The sequence below is a fragment of the Pseudobacter ginsenosidimutans genome (genome assembly GCF_007970185.1).
Taxonomy (GTDB): Bacteria; Bacteroidota; Bacteroidia; order Chitinophagales; family Chitinophagaceae; genus Pseudobacter; species Pseudobacter ginsenosidimutans.
This window is the reverse complement of sequence record NZ_CP042431.1, coordinates 1,515,499-1,533,907: the sequence shown is the minus strand read 5'-3', so window position 1 is coordinate 1,533,907 and position 18,409 is coordinate 1,515,499. Positions and strand designations below refer to the sequence as shown.

At 48.6% G+C, this 18,409-nt stretch carries 17 protein-coding genes; 9 read left to right on the top strand and 8 right to left on the bottom strand.

The features are described from left to right. Positions 1 to 4: 4 nt before the first annotated feature. Genes FSB84_RS06295 through FSB84_RS06275 form a run of 5 tightly spaced genes read left to right on the top strand, consistent with a single transcriptional unit; the run spans position 5 to position 3,398 of the window. Complete coding sequence (locus FSB84_RS06295; protein ID WP_130542371.1) at positions 5 to 871, top strand: DUF4249 family protein; 867 nt, start codon at positions 5 to 7, stop codon at positions 869 to 871. Between the two features lie 39 nt (positions 872 to 910). Next, positions 911 to 1,636: a head GIN domain-containing protein gene (locus FSB84_RS06290; protein ID WP_130542372.1), complete on the top strand. Its 726-nt coding sequence runs from the start codon at positions 911 to 913 to the stop codon at positions 1,634 to 1,636. A 58-nt stretch (positions 1,637 to 1,694) separates the two neighbouring features. After that, positions 1,695 to 2,258, top strand: coding sequence for a hypothetical protein (locus FSB84_RS06285; protein ID WP_130542373.1), 564 nt, complete (start codon positions 1,695 to 1,697; stop codon positions 2,256 to 2,258). Positions 2,259 to 2,293: 35 nt separating this feature from the next. Beyond that, positions 2,294 to 3,127 (top strand): endonuclease/exonuclease/phosphatase family protein, encoded by an 834-nt coding sequence (locus FSB84_RS06280; protein ID WP_130542374.1) that lies wholly within the window; start codon positions 2,294 to 2,296, stop codon positions 3,125 to 3,127. Between the two features lie 55 nt (positions 3,128 to 3,182). Continuing rightward, positions 3,183 to 3,398, top strand: coding sequence for a CsbD family protein (locus FSB84_RS06275; RefSeq protein WP_130542375.1), 216 nt, complete (start codon positions 3,183 to 3,185; stop codon positions 3,396 to 3,398). A 100-nt stretch (positions 3,399 to 3,498) separates the two neighbouring features. Here the strand turns inward: FSB84_RS06275 and FSB84_RS06270 are convergent, their stop codons facing one another. The 5 genes from FSB84_RS06270 to FSB84_RS06250 form a co-directional block, all read right to left on the bottom strand. Beyond that, complete coding sequence (locus FSB84_RS06270; protein WP_130542376.1) at positions 3,499 to 4,536, bottom strand: LLM class flavin-dependent oxidoreductase; 1,038 nt, start codon at positions 4,534 to 4,536, stop codon at positions 3,499 to 3,501. Positions 4,537 to 4,567: 31 nt separating this feature from the next. After that, positions 4,568 to 5,764, bottom strand: coding sequence for a multidrug effflux MFS transporter (locus tag FSB84_RS06265; protein ID WP_130542377.1), 1,197 nt, complete (start codon positions 5,762 to 5,764; stop codon positions 4,568 to 4,570). A 68-nt stretch (positions 5,765 to 5,832) separates the two neighbouring features. Continuing rightward, the gene (locus tag FSB84_RS06260) at positions 5,833 to 6,357 is read right to left on the bottom strand and encodes a GNAT family N-acetyltransferase (RefSeq protein WP_130542378.1); all 525 of its coding nucleotides are present in this window, start codon (positions 6,355 to 6,357) and stop codon (positions 5,833 to 5,835) included. A 36-nt stretch (positions 6,358 to 6,393) separates the two neighbouring features. Beyond that, positions 6,394 to 7,140, bottom strand: a complete 747-nt coding sequence (locus tag FSB84_RS06255; protein ID WP_130542379.1) for a DUF3108 domain-containing protein — start codon at positions 7,138 to 7,140, stop codon at positions 6,394 to 6,396. 78 nt (positions 7,141 to 7,218) lie between these two features. Beyond that, positions 7,219 to 8,052 (bottom strand): GLPGLI family protein, encoded by an 834-nt coding sequence (locus FSB84_RS06250; RefSeq protein ID WP_130542380.1) that lies wholly within the window; start codon positions 8,050 to 8,052, stop codon positions 7,219 to 7,221. 129 nt (positions 8,053 to 8,181) lie between these two features. On the opposite strand from FSB84_RS06250, the gene FSB84_RS06245 reads away from it, so the two are divergent. Both FSB84_RS06245 and FSB84_RS06240 read left to right on the top strand, forming a co-directional pair. Continuing rightward, complete coding sequence (locus FSB84_RS06245; protein ID WP_158643794.1) at positions 8,182 to 9,921, top strand: sensor histidine kinase; 1,740 nt, start codon at positions 8,182 to 8,184, stop codon at positions 9,919 to 9,921. Next, positions 9,918 to 10,610 carry a response regulator transcription factor gene (locus FSB84_RS06240; RefSeq protein WP_130542382.1) on the top strand — a complete coding sequence of 231 codons (693 nt, stop codon included), beginning with the start codon at positions 9,918 to 9,920 and terminating at the stop codon, positions 10,608 to 10,610. Before FSB84_RS06245 ends, FSB84_RS06240 begins: the two co-directional genes overlap by 4 nt. On the opposite strand, the gene FSB84_RS06235 is transcribed toward FSB84_RS06240, so the two are convergent. The 3 genes from FSB84_RS06235 to mqnC all read right to left on the bottom strand — a co-directional run bounded on the left by FSB84_RS06235 (position 10,573) and on the right by mqnC (position 15,687). Further along, on the bottom strand, positions 10,573 to 10,818 hold the full coding sequence (locus FSB84_RS06235; protein ID WP_225979993.1) for a hypothetical protein: 246 nt from the start codon (positions 10,816 to 10,818) through the stop codon (positions 10,573 to 10,575). The genes FSB84_RS06240 and FSB84_RS06235 overlap by 38 nt on opposite strands. Before the next feature lie 110 nt (positions 10,819 to 10,928). Then, complete coding sequence (locus tag FSB84_RS06230) at positions 10,929 to 14,453, bottom strand: response regulator (protein ID WP_130542384.1); 3,525 nt, start codon at positions 14,451 to 14,453, stop codon at positions 10,929 to 10,931. 109 nt (positions 14,454 to 14,562) lie between these two features. Further along, positions 14,563 to 15,687 (bottom strand): cyclic dehypoxanthinyl futalosine synthase, encoded by a 1,125-nt coding sequence (mqnC, locus tag FSB84_RS06225; protein ID WP_130542385.1) that lies wholly within the window; start codon positions 15,685 to 15,687, stop codon positions 14,563 to 14,565. Positions 15,688 to 15,886: 199 nt separating this feature from the next. Here mqnC and FSB84_RS06220 point away from each other — a divergent pair, with 199 nt between their 5' ends. Both FSB84_RS06220 and FSB84_RS06215 read left to right on the top strand, forming a co-directional pair. After that, on the top strand, positions 15,887 to 17,086 hold the full coding sequence (locus FSB84_RS06220) for an aspartyl protease family protein (RefSeq protein ID WP_130542386.1): 1,200 nt from the start codon (positions 15,887 to 15,889) through the stop codon (positions 17,084 to 17,086). An 82-nt stretch (positions 17,087 to 17,168) separates the two neighbouring features. Further along, positions 17,169 to 18,407, top strand: coding sequence for a M16 family metallopeptidase (locus FSB84_RS06215; RefSeq protein ID WP_130542387.1), 1,239 nt, complete (start codon positions 17,169 to 17,171; stop codon positions 18,405 to 18,407). Positions 18,408 to 18,409 lie beyond the last annotated feature (2 nt).

Sequence of the window (18,409 nt, the reverse complement as noted above, 5' to 3'; positions counted from 1 at the left end):
TATCATGAAGCAATTCATTTTATATATCGTATTTATTCTGTCGGCAAGCGCTTTCACCAGTTGTGAAAAAGTGATCGACCTGGATGTGCCAGCCGGCGATCAGATTCCCTATATCGATGCCTGGATCACCGATAAGCCTGGTGTACAGCAAATCAAATTCCAGCGCGCTGTCGGTTATCTCGATAATTCAACTCCCCCTGTGATCTCCGATGCACAGATCAGTGTAACCGACCTCACGCTCAACCAGACCTACGATTTCACGTATAACAATGGCGCCTATACGCACGATCCCGGCGCAGGCAACAGCATCGGTGTGATCGGACACGAATACAAACTCACCATCAACTGGAAAGGTGAAACCTATGAAGCGAAAGACAAGCTGAACCGTGTACCTCCCATCGACAGTATCACTGTTGAATTCAAAGAAGAGAAAGGCGGAGAGAAAGAGGGGTATTATGCCAAATTCTATGCAGTGGACCTGAAAGGAGCAATGGACTACTACTGGATCCGCACCTATCGTAATGGCGTGCTGAACCAGAACGTGAATGAGATGTGGAGTGTTGACGGCGCATATTATGAAGATGCAAATTCCGACGGCTTCAATTTCATTATTCCCATCCGTGAAGGCATCACTTCCGGTGAGAAGCCTTACGAGAAGAACGATGAGGTCAAGGTGGTTTTAAGGGGCATCAGCAAGGATGCTTACGGCTTCATCCGAATGCTAACTGATCAACTGGCCAATGGTGGTTTATTTGCAAAAGTATTGGCCAATGTGCCCACCAATGTGGCAAAACAAAAGACAGATTCCGAAAAGATAGTGGGCTGGTTCGGCACCATATCAGAAACGGAAATGTCTAAAAAAATAGAATAGTTCATTTTTCAAACACTACTGTTAAACCTTAGTCAAGTTATGAAAAGCAAACAATTGTTGACCGGAATGCTGCTGGCAGTCTGCAGCATGGTGATGGTGAGTTGTCAAAAACTGAAAGGAGACGGTCCTGTTGTAAAACAGGAACGCACCGTGGATGGTTACACCCGCATTGAAACGGCCGTTGATGGTACGGCATATGTAACGCAGGAAACCGGCCACAGGCTTACCATCGAAGCCCAGCAGAATATCCTGGATGTGATAGAAACGCCGGTGATTGCGGGAAAGCTCATCATCCGTTTCAAAAGAGGAAAGAGAATAGGAAGGCATGATCCGATAGTAGTTCGCGTAAGCGCTCCCGTTATCGATGAACTGGGCCTTGAAGGATCAGGCGACCTGCTGGTAACGAACGATATCAGCACCAGCAGTCTGAGCCTGCGCGTAAGCGGATCAGGAGAACTGAAAGCGAAGAATATCCAGGTAGCGAACGATCTCCATGCCAGTATCAGCGGTTCCGGGAACATGTTTGCTTTGGGAGGTTCATCCGGGTATGCGAAATATGCCATCAGCGGCAGCGGTGGTATAGATATGCTGCCTGTTACAACAAAGAAAGTGGATGCAGATATCAGTGGGTCAGGCAATGTGAGAACAACTGCCACGGAGCTGCTGAACGTGAGAATCTCGGGGAGCGGTAATGTGGTCTACAGTGGCAATCCACAGGTGACCACAAAGATCTCAGGCTCGGGAAATGTGAGCAGAGCCCAGTAACAGCCGCCTGTAAGCCGCACGGGTGGCCGATTTTGAAGCGTTTCAACACCCTGTTCAGATGAGAATCAAATTCAGGCTGATCAATTATTACAGGTTCATCAAAAAGATATTGCCCCAATCTGTACTATGGCACAGGCATGAATGGGACGACCATGTCACCAGCCGGTATTACGGGATGTATTCGGGCCAGAATGGCAAAAAGAAGGACCATTACTATCTCGAGATCAACCAGGTGGTGTATAGTCTGCATTCCGTGGAAGACCTTGTAAACCTGGACCATGAATTATTTATGAACCGGCTGTCAAAGGGCGGCAGCGTGCAGACTTCTGCCGCCCTCCCTAAAAAGCAAAACTATTGTTCCATTTGCTCGCATAAAGATGGATGCCCGCTGATGAAGAAACCTTATGCCGAACGCAGCCGGCAATGTCTCTTCATTCCCCTGGTATACATGCTGCCGGCCTGCAAGATGGAAGTGGAAAACCTGCGTCCCGCCAACTCAAGGCTGATCACTGAAATGGTGATGCAGAGCCTGTACGCGGAACGCCTGCCGGAAACCATACTGGAGCTGCTTTCTCCAATGCAGGTTTACCAGCGCACATTTACGTTTGCGCAATTGCAGTAATACCGTATCTTTCTGACAGGTAATTCACTGCAAAAATGAAAAAGTATTTCTGGTCAGTAGCATTCATCTTGTTGGCAACTCTTCGTCTAACAGCGCAGGATATACGAATCGCTTCATATAACCTGCGCTACGCCAACAAGTCCGACAGTGGTAATCTCTGGGAAGACCGTCTGCCAATCATCAGCCGGCTCATTCAGTTCCACCAGTTCGAAGTCTTCGGCACACAGGAAGGATTGCGCCATCAACTGGATTCCCTGTCTGCCAGTCTTCCTGACTTTGCATGGTACGGAAAAGGAAGGGACGATGGCGATGCGAAAGGTGAACACTCCGCTATCTTCTTCAAAACTTCAATATTCGATCTGCTAGATAAAGGTGATTTCTGGTTATCTGAAACGCCCGATAAGCCAGGCCCCGGCTGGGATGCCCGCCTGAACAGGATCTGCTCCTGGGTAAAGCTGAGGCATAAGAAATCAAAAAAGACATTCTTCGTTTTCAATGCGCATTACGATCATCAGGGTGTAAAGGCCCGCGTGAACAGCAGCCTGCTGATACTGGAGAAGATCAAAGCCATTGCCGGCAAAACTCCTGCAATGCTCACCGGCGATTTCAATGGCGACCACCAGAGCGAATGGTATCAAACCATCGCTGGTTCGGGTTGGCTGAAAGACAGCTACAGCCTTGTGGATCATCCTTATGCCCCCAATGGCTCCTTCAACAATTTTGGAAAAGGAAAAATGAATGATAAGATCATCGATCATATTTTCATTATGGCTTCTTTCAAAGCATTGAGCTGGGGCGTACTCACGGATACCTATTATGGTAAATTCCCTTCCGATCACTTTCCAATCCTTTCTGTGGTAAGGCTTTAAGCATGTATCCGCGCGGGCACGCTGTTTGTACCGTTTGCTGTATAAACTCTTTTTTATGGCAAGCTTTAATCTCAAACCCGGTACAAACTGGGATGAAGTAAAAGAAAGGATCAAGGAGCGAAATATTTATCTCACCGATGAAGACCTGTTCCTCGAACCCGGAAAAGAAGATATTTTATTGAAAAGATTAGCAGAAAAAATGGACAGGACGCCTGAACAGGTGAGGGTGTATATTGAAAGTGTTTCACATAATAAGGATGCGGCCTCGTGATGCGACGTAAAGCGGCAAATCCAATATAATTATGATATTGTTGGATTCTAATCCCGAATTATTATGTTTCGTAGGATATCTCCTCGCATAAATAGCACCGTTATTGATCAACCTTTGCTTCCGAAAGCCGATTCTCCTTCAACTTGAACATATCTGCCAGCAGTTCATAACTCCTGGTTCGGTCTTCTGCATGTTCTGTAAAAGTGGAAACCACAATTTCATTTACACCAAAGCTGGCGGCCAGTTCTTCGAATTTGTCTTTCACAACATCGGGTGTTCCAACAATTGTGCGTTGCCTGTTGAACAGAACGCGCTGCCATTCGGCCATCGTATATTGGTAGGCTTTAGCTACTTCGAATGTAGGTTGCTCATCGAATCTTCCTTTTTCGAAGCTCAGTAACCGGTAGTCCATCACGGCCCTTACTTCGTTCACTTTCTCAATATCATCCGATACAAATGCGAACACACCTACATTACCGAGTGGTGCAGACAATTCATCGGAAGGAACAAAACGTTGGCGGTAAGCTTCCATGGCCTGTGGCCCGCCGATAGGATTGATGAATTGTGCATACGATAAAGCCAGGCCGAAATGTGCGGCCAGGTAAGCGCTTTCACCGCTCGAGGTAAGCATCCATATTTCCGGTTTTGTTTCGATGAAGGGCATCGCCTTCACTTTGCCTTCTGCATTGCCGGGGGCTGGCTTATCGGCCAGCATGGCCTGCAGTGTACTGATCTGCTGCACATATTCCTGCGGATCGAATGTATTGGTGGGATTCAACAGTTGAGCCGTAAGTCTGTCTCCGCCCGGTGCGCGGCCAATGCCGAGATCGATGCGGCCGGGATAGAGCGCTTCCAGCAATCTGAAGTTCTCTGCAACTTTTAGAGTGCTGTGATTGGGCAGCATGATACCTCCGGATCCGAAGCGGATCTGTTTGGTTTCGGCGCCCAGCCTGGCGATCAGCACTTCAGGAGCGGAGCCCGCGAGCGTGCCTGTATTGTGATGTTCAGAAACCCAGTACCGTGTGTATCCGAGCCTGTCAGCCAGTTTTGCCAACTCCACTGACTCCTGTAATGCTTCTACAGGGTTGCTTCCCTTTCGGACCGGCGTCTGGTCCAGTATACTTAATTGCAAATGCATAGAAGAATAACAGTTGTGGACCTCAGAAAGTTCAGGCAGTAATAGCCTGTTTACGCCTGCTGCTTGTTATGAGTATAGAAAGAGCCAATAAAGCGAGTGCCGCCATCATGCCTGTCATCGGGATGGGTGAAGAGTTATCAAAGAGGCTCACCATAAATGCGCCCAGTGATCCGATGCCCATCTGCAATGCGCCCATCAGCGCAGAGGCGCTCCCCGCATTGCGGGTGAAGGGTTGCATACAAAGCGCCGATGTGTTGGGCAATACAAATCCTACACAGGTTAGAAAGAGAAACAAAAATGCAATGATGCCTGTGAGACCGATCAGTCCGTACCAGGCAGAGAGGAACATCGCAACGCCGACCAATGACTGAATGATCATGGCAGTGCGCACGATCTGTTTGCTGGTGAAATATTTCAACATGAAACGGTTGGCCTGAGTGCCACCGATCACGCCTGAAGCCAGCAGCGCAAAGATCCACCCATAGGCTTTTTCAGAAACCTTGTACAGCTCCATGAAGATGGATGGTGAAACGGAAATATAGGCGAAGAGACCGGAAAAGGCCACTGAACCTGAGATGGCGTAAGTGAAGAACTGCGGATTCCTGATCACCTGCCAATAATTGTTCAGGATTGACGCGGGTTTCAGAGAGTAATTGGGATCGGGTTTGCTGCTTTCAGGAAGTCCGAACCGGATAGCGAAAATGATGAGCAGTGCTATTACAGCCAGTGCAATGAATACTGAAGGCCAGCCCCATGCCGCGATCATGTAACCCCCTGCTGTAGGCGCAATAAGGGGAGAAGTGCTCAGCACCAGCATGAGTGCGGAAAATACTTTTGCATTGTCTTCCACCGGAAAGAGATCGCGCACCATAGCATTGGCGGCCACTGCTGCGGCGCAGGCTCCGAATGCCTGAACAAACCGGAGCGCAACCAATGCCTCCAGTGAGCCGGCCATTACGCAGGCAACAGAACTGATGATATACAGCAGCAGCCCCACATATAAGGGCCTTTTTCGGCCAAAACGGTCCATCAATGGGCCATAGATCAATTGTGCAAAGCATACGCCGATGAAGAAGCTGCTCAGAGAAAGCGCTACATCGGTTACGGAAGTATGCAGCGCACTGGCGATGGCTTTGAAGCCCGGCAGGTACATATCTATAGAGAACGGCACCAATGCCGTTAGTGTTCCCAGGATCAGGATGGTAAGAAGGTATCTTTTACTGCTCATAAACATTGCCGCTTTCAGGATTTTGGTCAGGGCGCGGGCAAGGAATAACAGCAGCTAAGAAAAATGGTTCAGATTTTCTTTTGCATCATGATGGCGATCTGCACATCACTGCCCACAATTTGTACATCCTGCCCGAAAGGGGTGAAGCCCAGCCTGTCGTAAAACCGGAGGGCCGGCAAATTCCTGTCCCACACGAATAACCAGATATGCGAATATCCGTGTAGACTGGCCCATTGCGTGCAGTAGCGAAAAAGTTTCTCTCCCAGACCCTTGCCGGTAAAGGACTTCAGGAAATACAGTTTTTCCATTTTTATAGGAGTGGCCTTTTTGAAGGCGGAAGGGATTTCATGATTTGATAATTTGGCATACCCCACTGGTTGCTGTTTCACAAAAGCCAGCAGGTAGATCACGCCTGGTGTCAGCAGAGATTCCCGGATCTTATCGGTGGTGAAATGTTCGTTGATGAAAGAATGATTGTCTTCCGGATCATTCAATTTGTCGAAGGCATCGAGAAAGGTTTGCCTTGCAATGGAGCATAATAATAAAATGTCATCCACTCCCGCTGTGCGGATGACCAAAGGATAAGGTTGCATTGAATTAAGGTTTAATACAATCCCCGGAATTCCGGATCAGTACAATTTAACCTTATATCTGTAAGATCCGTTGAAATATTCTTTCATTTTAAGAACTTCCCTGCTTTGCTGACTGATCCAGAAAGTGGCGTAAGCACCATTGCCATAATTGATATGGAGTTTCCAGCATTTGATACTGACTTCCTTGTTCAGCGGCAGATTGTCCTCTCCGGAGATCTCATATAAATAATAAGCCGGTTGCGGACTGTTGGGGTCCATGAAAGCAATTGCAAATTTTTGACCAACGCGATTGATGGGAAGTGTGGAGAATGTTTCCATATCCCATTCCCAGTTGAGCACTGGCGGGTTGAGGGGCACTTTCATTGCCTTGTTCACTCTGTTGTGGGCTACAGTACTATCTGGAATGAGGAAGCCATTGGTGAATTTATATCCTGCAAATGCATAGCCTTTGAAGAGCACGATTTCAGAAACAGGCGCCAGCGTTTTGCGGTCGGCCACTGCTTTTACGTGCCGGAAGAAGGATTCATTGTGGAACCATTTCCATTCGAACATCACCACCGGTTGCGGATTGCCTGGCAGAACGCCAAAGGAAACGGATCTTTCCCAAACATCGGCGGTGCCGGTGATGCCGGTGATACTGTCTACATTGTAAACCAGATAGCGGGCTGTGCCTTCTGTCAAACGTTCGGTTTGCAGGCGATGGTTGCTGGCGTTGATGGTATCGATCTGCGCCTGGGCATAGAAACCGGCAGCCAGGAGGACCAGGGATAAAAGAATTCTCATGAAGGTAGTTTTATGCTAAATTAAAGTTCGCCTTCAACTCCTTCATGAGAATTTTTGTGAATGGAAGAAAAATGATCATCAGAAATTTGCCCTGCGCGACGATTTCATTCGATCCATCATTTCTTTCTGTTGATTGTCTACTTCTTTATCGTATTCCGCTTTTGATACTCTCTTACCGGTTTTCGGTTCTTTGATATCGGCGGTCTTTACTGTTTCTGAGATTTCCACGGCCCTGGTAATACTGGCGCCGTTGCGGGAATCATATTCAAGGATCAGGCCCGGGAGCTCACCCTGGAAATCCGGTCCGCCAGGAACGGGGATGGCAGGAGCAAACCAGACAGTAACATTGATGGTGTCCCATTTTTCAGTGCGTTTGAATTCTCCGTCCTGCATCTGCATATTGAATGATTTCACCGGCGTTTGTGTGATGGCTTTCTGGCAGGTATAACCGAGAATGGATTTGGATTCTCCTGTCAGTTTCCAGGTATGTTTGGTAATGCTGTCTTCTACCAGGAATTTTTTTCCAACAGTTTCCCGCTGATCAACTCTTCTGCCGGCAGGGAAATTGTGCCAGATGGTAGATTCGGGCATGAAGGCAGATACCATGCGCACGCTGCCGGTCATACCAGCGCCCATCCCCGGAACTGCTATATCTGCTTCCGGCCGTTCATCAGCTTCGATTGATCTTCGCAGTGATTGATCGGCAGTGAATAACAGTTCCCATTTCAGGGTGCGGTCTGGCCTGGTGAAAGTCTGCGAATTGCCATTGATGGTAACACTTGATTCGCCTCCTTTGATCAATTGTTCGTATACCACCCGCCCCTGCTTCAGCGGTTTATTGTTCTGGGCCACTGCGCCATTGTTCAGCAAGATGGCCAGCAGGGCAATGGCAGGAAATGCAAATTTGATCATGTGATGTCTGTTTGTTCCATCAAAGCTATCGTATGGGTTTTCGCTTTCAGGTTAATGATGATGGGTTTAATGTTAATTAAGGTTAATGCTTTTCCCTGCGGATAAATGGAAACTTTACATTTGTGCAACATGACCGGCAAGCGTATCAATATTCCCGCAATTCTGATGGTGATGGCCATCCTGGCGATCATTGCCTTCCAGTCTTACTGGATGTACAAGAATTATGAGGAAGAAGAAAAGACGCTCCAGATCCGCAGTGCTGCTATCTTTCGCAATGTGGCCTACAAGATGCAGGCGGATAAACTGCAGGAGGATACCAGTTTCACCATCTGGACCTCAACCCGCCCATCGCATGCCGGTACAAAGGTTCTTCCAAGCAAAACTATTTTTCCAATGCGCAGGCTACGGGACACGGCGGAAAGTTCATTGTCCGGTTCCGGAGACAGGATCTTCATCAACGCTTTTCCTGCTTCTGCCGATTCCCATTCAGGTTTTCAAAGGAGCATGCCGCTGGATTCAATCAAAACGGACCAGATAAGGGCTATTGATTTTCAAAGGAGAGCTGCATTTTCCCGCGTCAGGGAAACAAGAACAGATTCAGGAGTTACTATCACTATCAACAACAATTCTGATGCATCACTCAGATTAGCGCCCGTGGAAAAAATGAAAGGCAGGATCAGTTCAATTGATATTAAAACCAGTGAACCAGCGCGGGTAGTGACTGGCATAGCCAAAGGAGCGATGCCGGCAAAAATGAATCTAAGGACTAACGGAAAAGATACTGTTCTTGAATACATGGTATTATCGCGACTAATGGAAGACGGCAGTTTTCAAAGCCTTTTACAAAGAGCGGATTCAATTTCAGATACACTTAGCCTGGATGAGCTGGGCAAACGCTTCCGCGAGGCATTGCTCAAAGAGTCAATGATACTGGATTTCTCCATCGAAAAAGATTCGTTGAGCTATTATGCACCCAATACAATCATCGATCCCACACGCACCAATGAACTGATGATGGGCTACAGCAGCACCTATTTTCTCCGGTACCATCTGCTGAACAGTTTTCAATATATCACCAGGAAATTATCGCCTCAAATAGGATTGTCGTTGCTCCTCATTGCTCTAACCAGTTTCACCTTCGTGTTGCTCTATCGTAACATGATGAAGCAGCGAAGACTAACCCAGTTCAAGAACGATCTCATCAGCAATATCACGCATGAATTGAAAACACCCATTGCTACAGTAAGTGTGGCTATCGAAGCATTGAAAAGTTTTCATGCCATGGACGATCCACGCCGAACCGAAGAATACCTGGATATCTCCAACAGTGAACTGCAAAGGCTTTCATTGCTGGTAGATAAAGTCCTGCGTCTCTCCATGTTTGAAAAACATCAGGTGGAACTGAAGAAGGAAAGATTCGATCTCAGGTTGTTGACAGAAGAAGTGATTTCCAGCTTGCGGCTCCAATTCGAGAAAGTCAAAGCTGATGTGCATTTACAGGCAGATGGAGAAGATCTCAGCATTGAAGCGGATCGCCTGCACATCACCAGCGTGATCTTCAACCTGCTGGACAATGCGCTGAAGTATGGTAAAGAAAATCCTGTAATAACGGTGAGCATTAGTCGAAATGAATCCGGATTACAGTTCACGGTTTCCGATAATGGCATTGGCATTCCCGCTGCTTACCGTAAAAAAGTATTCGATAAATTTTTCCGTGTGCCTTCCGGCGATACACACAATGTGAAGGGATATGGGCTCGGTCTGAGCTATGTGGCTTATGTAGTGGAACGGCACAAGGGAAAGATAGAAGTATTGAGCGAGCCCGGTCAGGGCAGCAGTTTCATCATTCAATTACCCGACCCCATATGAGTTCCGGCACTATCCTGTATGTAGAAGATGAATTGTTCCTGGGCAAGATCGTAAAGGAAAGCCTGGAGAGCAGAGGTTACCATGTGATCATGGAAAGCGATGGCGCGCAGGTAGTAGAACAATTCCGCCAGTGCAATCCCGATGTATGCGTGCTGGATGTGATGCTGCCCGGCGTGGATGGCTTTACGCTTGCCGCAGAGATCAGGCAGTTCAATGAAAATATCCCCATCATCTTCCTCACAGCCAAAACACAGACCACTGACCTGGTGAAAGGTTTCTCTGTTGGCGGTAATGATTATATCCGTAAGCCTTTCAGTATGGAAGAACTGATCGTTCGAATAGAAAATGTGCTCAGAAAGAAGTCCGTGAAAGGAAATGAAGAAGCGATAGAAGTAGTGAATATCGGAAAGTACAGTTTTCATTTCGTCCGGCAGACCCTGAGTTCGGGTATGGATGAACGTAAGCTAAGCTTCCGCGAAAGCGAATTGCTTCGTTTGTTGTATGCACACCGGGACCGCATCATCGATCGCAAGGAAATACTGAATCTCCTTTGGGGAAACGATTCTTTCTTCAATTCCAGGAACCTGGATGTATACATCACCAAACTGCGCAGTTACCTGCGCGAAGATGAGCGGCTGAGCATCATCACTATCAAGGGCGTTGGATACCGGTTTGCAGTGGGCGGCTAGATCTCTGCCAGAAATACATCAGGGTAAAGCTCGGTATGAAATCCAGTCCGGGCATCAGCTCTTCGATGAAATTGAAAAGCCCGCCGAAAGCGCCTTTCCAACCGCCGAATAACCTGAAGAAAATAAAGGCTGAGATGGGAGCCCAGATAATGTCCGCAAATTCTCCGAGGCCGGGGACGGCATAGCTCATGTAGCCAATCAAATCCATTAGCAAACAGATGGCCAAGGAAGGCTGACCAGGTCGGTTCATGCTGAATCTTTTCGTGATAAGACGCAATTTGTATGCCTGACGTTGTATCGGTCTCTTCCGCCGTCTCCTCAACTCAGCAACTCCCTGCTTTTTAACATTTCCACCAGTTCTTCGATCTGGAATGGCTTGGCCAGGTAATCATCCATGCCGTTGCGGAGACAATTCTCTTTATCGCCTTCCATGGCGTCAGCGGTGAGGGCGATGATGGGCACGTGCTGATTGGGCCCCGGAACACTGCGGATATGTCTGGTAGTAGCATAACCATCCATTTCCGGCATGTTCACATCCATGAAGATCAGCGCCGGGCTTGTTTGCTGCAACAGGTTGATGGCTTCCCTTCCATTGCTGGCCTGCAAAACTTTAAAGCCCATCCTGCCTAGGATCTCCGTGATCAGCATCATATTCACCGGCTCGTCTTCCACAACCAGGATGGATGCACCATTGCCTGTTTGTAAATTCTTTTCTTTTTTCACTACAGGCGTTGTCCTTTCCTGCGTGGTATCGAAAATAGAGCAGAGCAGTTCGTGGAGTTCATGCATCTTCACCGGTTTGGTGAGGAAGCGATGGATGCCCAGCGCTGCAGCCTCTTCCTGGTGTTCATTCTTTTCGATGCTCGACAGCATGAGTATCGTGGGCTGAGCTGGTTCTACCAATCGTTTGCGCATTTCCTGGACCAGCTGAATGCCGTTCATTTCGGGCATGTGGTGGTCTGTGATGATGAGGTCCAGCGGTTCATTGTTCTGTTGCACGCGATCCAGCACTTCGAGTGCTTCCCGGGGACCGGCGGCTGTTTCACAACTGATATTGAAATGGCGAAGTATCTCCTGCAGCAGCCAGCGATTGGTGCTGTTATCATCTATTACAAGCACTTTGCGAAGCGGTGGTTTTTCTTCTCCCGCCGAATGGGGGACCTCATCTGCTACTTCCATCGGAAGCGTGAGACTGAAAGTGCTGCCTTTGCCCAGTTCGCTGGCAACAGTGATAGCGCCTCCCATCATTTCAGCAAGGCTTTTGGAAATGGTGAGGCCGAGCCCTGTGCCGCCGTAGTTGCGGGTGGTAGCCACATCCGCCTGCGTGAAGCTGTCGAAGATGCGGGCCAGTTGTTGCGGCGAAATGCCGATGCCAGTATCCTGTACTGAGAGAACAACATCCATGATCCTTTTTTCATTTTCAAGGTGGATGCCTCTTCCCACAATTACAGAGATAAAGATCTCACCTGCCGGAGTGAATTTGATGGCATTGCCCAGCAGGTTCACCAGGATCTGCCTGATACGGGTGGGATCACCCATGAATTGTGAAGGCAGGTCTGGATCGATATGACAGATCACTTCAAGATGTTTCTCGTAGGCTTTCACCGTGAGAATGTCTACAGATTCCTGCACCAGTGTATCCAGCGGGAATTGTACATGGTCTATCTGCAGCTTGCCTGCTTCGATGCGCGAGAATTCCAGGATATCGTTGATGATCTCCAGCAGACCGTAGGCCGATTTTTTTACGTTGGAAAGATATTCGTACTGGACAGTTTGCAGATTGGTGGTAAGCACCAGGTCTGTAAAGCCAATAATGCCATTCATGGGTGTCCGCAATTCATGGCTCATATTGGCCATGAAATTACTTTTGGCCAGGCTGGCCGATTCTGCCAGGTTCCTGGCTTCGATCAGTTCCTGCTCCATCTGTTTGCGTTCAACCGCTGCCGTTAGGGTAGTGCTGAAGAACTCCAGCGCAGAAATCTCGGCATCGCTCCAGGTTTTCTTCATCTGGTTATTCCTGAATACTGCAAAGCCCCAGAAGAACTGCTGATTGAAGATGGGGATCACGGCAATGGTCTGCACGCCTTCAGAGCGATAGTATTCCCTGATACGTTCGCTCACAATATTAGACACGTTGCCATGATACACTTTTCTATTTTGTAAGGCGATGAATACAGGAGAGTCCGGGTAGAGTGTAGTGGATTCGGCAGGATTACGATGCTGGATCACATCATCCATATTTCTTTTCCAGGTAAGCAGGCGGGTACATCTCCATTCATTCGTCTCACGTTGCTGTTCATTTGTGAATACTTCCACATGGTCTACAAGGAGATCTTCGCCCAGTCTTTTCATCGCATCTCCCAGCGCTGCTTCCAGGTTGGCATTTCTGAGAAGCAGGTGAGAGGCGGAAGCCAGGGAGCGGCGCAGTTTCTCGTCCTGTAATAATTTTTCACTGGCTTCCTTGAGCTCGGAAATATCATGTGCATAGCCCAGGATACCGGTGACTCTTTTCTTGTCTGCGTCCAGTACGGGCACTTTCACTACACTCATGGTGATGCGCCTGCCATTGAGTATATAGGATTCTTCGATCACCATTTTGCTCTTACCGGTTTGCAGCACCTGTGCATCATCTTCATGGAATCCGTGAATACCTTTTTCCTTGTTGCCCATCACTGCTTCTTCGGGGAAGCCAACTTCGATATCGGTCTTACCGATAAAATCTTCAGGCAGTTTGTTCAGGGCATTGGCGAAGCCCTGGTTCACGAGGCGGAATTTGAAATCATTGTCTTTGATAAAGATCCAGTCAGGTGTTGAATCGATCACAGTGCGGAGCAGTTCCTTGTTCTGTTTCACTTCGTCCTCATATTTCTTTCGATCCGTGATATCGCGGGAGGTAGAGATCACGCCGGTAACCTTTCCATTCTCTTTGATGGGTTTTACGATGCTTTCCAGCCAGGTGTAAGTTCCCTGCCTGGTGCGCATGCGATAGCGGACGATGAGATTGTCCCGGCTATTGAATGCGTCCACGTACTGACTGGTGGGTGCAAATTTGTGAATGTCTTCCGGGTGCAGGAATTCCAGTACGCTGCGTCCTTCGATCTCTTCCGGTGCATAACCAAGAATCTTCTTCACTGACGGGGAGATATATACGAATTCGCTGTTGGGCCTGTGTTCGGAGATGATATCGTCTGAATATTCTGCCAGGAGGCGGAATCTTTTTTCTTTGAGGGCCAGTTCTGTTTCGGCATTCTTGAGATCTGTGATATCCCTGGCGATACCGAATCCTTCGTTCTCGTTCATGATCCTGGCCCGGACGAAGATATGTGCGATGCTGCCATTCCTTCTCCGGATGGGATGGTCGAAGCTGGCTTCAAAATCAGGATTGTGGCGGTTCTCCATGGCCAGGATGAGCATTTCCTTGAGCTTGCCATGTGTGTCTGGCGGAACAAAGCGCTGCATATAAGTGGAGAAGACCATACTGGTTTCTTTGGGCTCTTCCCCCAGCAGGCTCATGAATTCTTTGCTGAGGGTTACTTCACTGCTGAGCAGATTGAGTTTCCAGCTTCCCATCCAGCCGAAGTTGAGGGCATAGGAGAGCGAATTGAGGTCTTTTTCCTGGAGTGCTTTTGCGATCAGTTGATTGCGGGCGGCAACAAAAAGATCGAGCATGATGATGATAAGGCAGCACAGCGCTCCCAGCAGCCATAGCAGGTATACATAGCCATGAGAGGGAGGGTCGAAGATCATTTTCCATAGAAAGATGCAGAGCATCAGGACGGCCAGTATGGCCAGTCCAACACGCAGCGGTTTACGGGTGGGTGAAATGGGCAAGCGTGTTGACATAAGCGTTATGGTTTATGTGCAACCAAACACGAGCCTTAACCGGAAGTGAGTTTATTCAGAATCATGCAGCCACTTGCGAGAGGCGAGCGACTGCATCACCTGGTGTAATTTAGTAATTGATCACCTGTTCTTCTATCACGGCCGGCATTTCCCTGAACTGGTATTTCTGGGTGCGCAACTGTGGTGTGAAGCCTGCTTCCGCAATGGCATCCTGGATGCTCCTGTACGTGAAACGGTGAGGGGCACCCGCTGCGCTCACTACATTCTCCTCCAGCATGATGCTGCCGAAGTCGTTGGCGCCGGCATGCAGGCAGATCTGCGCGGTTTTCTTACCAACAGTCAGCCAGGAGGCCTGGATATTCTTCACATTGGGCAGCATGATACGGCTGATGGCGATCATGCGGATATATTCATCAGGAGTGGTGAGGTTCTGCACGCCCCTGATGCGGGTGAGCAGTGTGTCAACATCCTGGAATGTCCATGGGATGAAAGCCAGGAAGCCATTGGCATGCTCCGGCTTGCGTGATTGTACTTCGCGGATCTTCACCAGGTGCTCGAATCTTTCACGAACAGTTTCCACATGGCCGAACATCATGGTGCCGGAAGTGGTGATGTCCAGCTGATGTGCTTCAGCCATGATATCGAGCCATTCCTGTGCGCCGCATTTTCCTTTGGAGATGAGCCTGCGAACGCGGTCTACCAGGATCTCTGCACCAGCGCCGGGAAGGCTGTCCATTCCCGCTTCTTTCAGCGCACTGAGCACTTCGCGGTGAGTGGATTTTTCCAGCTTGGTGATATGCGCCACTTCGGGTGGTCCGAGTGTGTGCAATTTGATATTGGGATAGAGTTGCTTCAGTTGCCTGAAGAGGTCAACATAGAACTGAAGGCCGAGGCCGGGATGGTGCCCACCCTGCAGCAGCAACTGGTCGCCACCCCATCTGATGGTTTCTTCGATCTTCTTTTTATACGTTTCGATATCTGTAATATACGCTTCGGCGTGACCGGGAATGCGATAGAAGTTACAGAATTTGCAATTAGCGATACAAACATTGGTAGTATTCACATTGCGGTCTATCTGCCAGGTTACTTTACCGTGCGGCACCTGTTTCTTACGGAGCTCATCCGCTACGAACATCAGTTCTGACAAGGGCGATTCTTCAAACAGCATCATTCCTTCTTCAATGGTCAGAAACTCAAAGTTCAGGGCCTTCTGATACAAATCTTGTAGGTGCATAGGAACTATTGAGCCACAAAAATACGCAATCGGCCCCGTATTTATTTTATATCATCGGTAAGGTATTGTATCGCAAAATCTATTAACTTACTATTGAATGTCAAAGCACAGGACAGGCTTGCGTGTTGTATGTACACTGAAGTCTGCTGTTCGTTGATAAAACAGTGAACATTCCGGGGAAATGTATTAAACTAGCTGCATGCGACGCCTTGCCATTTTTCTGCTCCTTATAACCCTTATCAGGTCATCACTTCCGGCACAGGAGATCTTTTCCGGACCTCCGGCTGAAGAGATCGCCAGCTTTCCGTTCCGTCTGCTGACGGGCGGTATCATCACTCTGAAAGCGAAAGTGGGCCATTACCCTGACACACTCAATTTCATTCTCGATACCGGTAGCGGAGGCATCTCGCTCGATTCCTCTACTGTTGACTCTCTCAAGATCCACGCAACGCTGAGCGATCGCACCATCCGCGGCATTGCAGGTATCCGACAGGTGAAATTCGTTTACAATCAAACCCTGCACCTGCCGGGACTAAGAGTGGATAGTCTCAATTTTCACGTCAATGACTATACGGTGCTCACCAGCGCTTATGGCGAAAAGATCGATGGCATCATCGGTTACAGTTTCCTCAGCCGCTATATTGTGAAGATCGATTACGACAGCTCGATGATCCACGTACTCACCAAAGGCTCCATAAAATACCCGAAGGGTGGATTCTTGCTCAAGACCCTGCTGGTGAATATTCCCATCATGCAAACGGAAATACGTGATGCAAGAGATGTGGCATCGCGTTTCTATTTCGATACCGGCGCAGGCATGTGCCTGCTGCTAAGCTCCGATTTTGTTGCAGACAGTTCCCTGATCAAACCAAGACGCCGCTGGTACGCCACGCAGGCAGAAGGACTGGGCGGCAAAGCTCCCATGCGCCAGGGCGTGATCAAACAGGTAAAGCTCGGGCCTTACAAATTCAGGAATGTTCCAACTTATATTTTCGAAGATGAATTCAACGTTACATCCTACCCCTACCTGGGCGGACTGATCGGTAACGATCTTCTCCGGCGTTTCAACCTCATCATCAATTACGAACGCCGCGATATATACATGACGCCCAATTCCCATTTCAAAGATGTATTCGATTATTCCTATACCGGATTAGGCATGTACCTGGTGGATGGGGAGATCCAGATCGTGGACATCATGCCGGGATCGCCCGCCGAACAGGCCGGCTTCCAGCCCGGGGATATAGTACTGGCTGTTGGTAACAACTTCACCAAAAATATCCAGGCCTACAAAAACCTCCTGCAATCGCCCGGCGACAAGCTGAAAGTGCTGGTACTGCGCGATCAGGGCCCGGTTGTACTCACCCTCAAAGTGAAAAATATCCTTACCGGAAGGTAATATCGAAGCTTTTCGAACAATAGGAGGTTCAAAATTGTACTTTGTGTCGTTAATTTGCTGTCCGCATAAAGGAAAAAGACACATGATACAATTTGAAAAGTTCACGCTTCCCAATGGTTTACGCGTGATCGTGCATGAAGACCATACCACGCCCATGGCTGTTGTGAATATTATGTACGATGTAGGCGCCAGGGATGAAGACCCCAATAAAACCGGATTCGCCCACCTGTTCGAACACCTGATGTTCGGCGGCTCCATCAATATAGAGGATTATGAAACGCCCCTCCAGATGGCAGGCGGCGAAAACAATGCCTATACCAGCAACGATCTCACCAATTACTACGTGCAACTCCCCGCAGAGAATGTGGAAACCGCATTCTGGCTCGAAAGTGATCGCATGCTCTCCCTCGCTTTCGACGAGAAGAGCCTGGAAGTACAACGGAAAGTAGTAAGCGAAGAGTTCAAAGAGCATTATATCAATAAGCCTTACGGCGATGTCTGGTTCAAGCTCCGCGAAATGGCTTACAAAGTGCATCCTTACCGCTGGCTTACCATCGGAAAGGAGCTCTCGCATATCGAAAACGCCACACTGGCCGATGTGAAAGCCTTCTTCGCCGAACATTACAATCCTTCCAATGCCATCATGGTAGTGGGCGGGAATATCAAAACCGCACAGGTGCGTGAGCTCACGGAGAAATGGTTCGGCGATATCCCGTCCGGTAAAAAATGGGAGCGGCATACTCCTGAAGAGCCCGTACAGACTGCGCCGCGCAGGGAGATTGTGTATGCTGATGTGCCGCTGGACGCGATTTACAAGGTATACCATATGGATAACCGCCTCAGCCATGGTTACTACGTGGCCGATCTCATCACCGAGGTAATGGGTGGTGGCGGATCTTCCAGGTTGTTCCAAAGCCTGGTGAAAGAAAAGAAACTGTTCAGCAATATCGAATGCTATCATTTCGGAACCGTTGACAAGGGCCTGCTCACCATCGAAGGAAAACTGGTGAAAGGAGTGAAGATGGAAGATGCAGAAGCCGCCATCGAGGAAGAGCTGGAGAAGCTCAAACGCGAAGGCATATCCGAAAAAGAGCTTACCAAGGTGAAGAACAAAACAGAATCTGCCATCGCATTCGAAGATATGAGTGTGATGACGCGCTGTAACAATCTCGCTTTCTATGAGCTGCTGGGAGACGCATCGCTTTTCAACAGCGACCGCGAGAAATACTTCTCCGTAACCGTAGAGGATGTACTCAACTACAGCCGCAAATACTTTGATGTGAACAACAGTTGTACCCTTTGTTATTACAGTAAACAGTAATT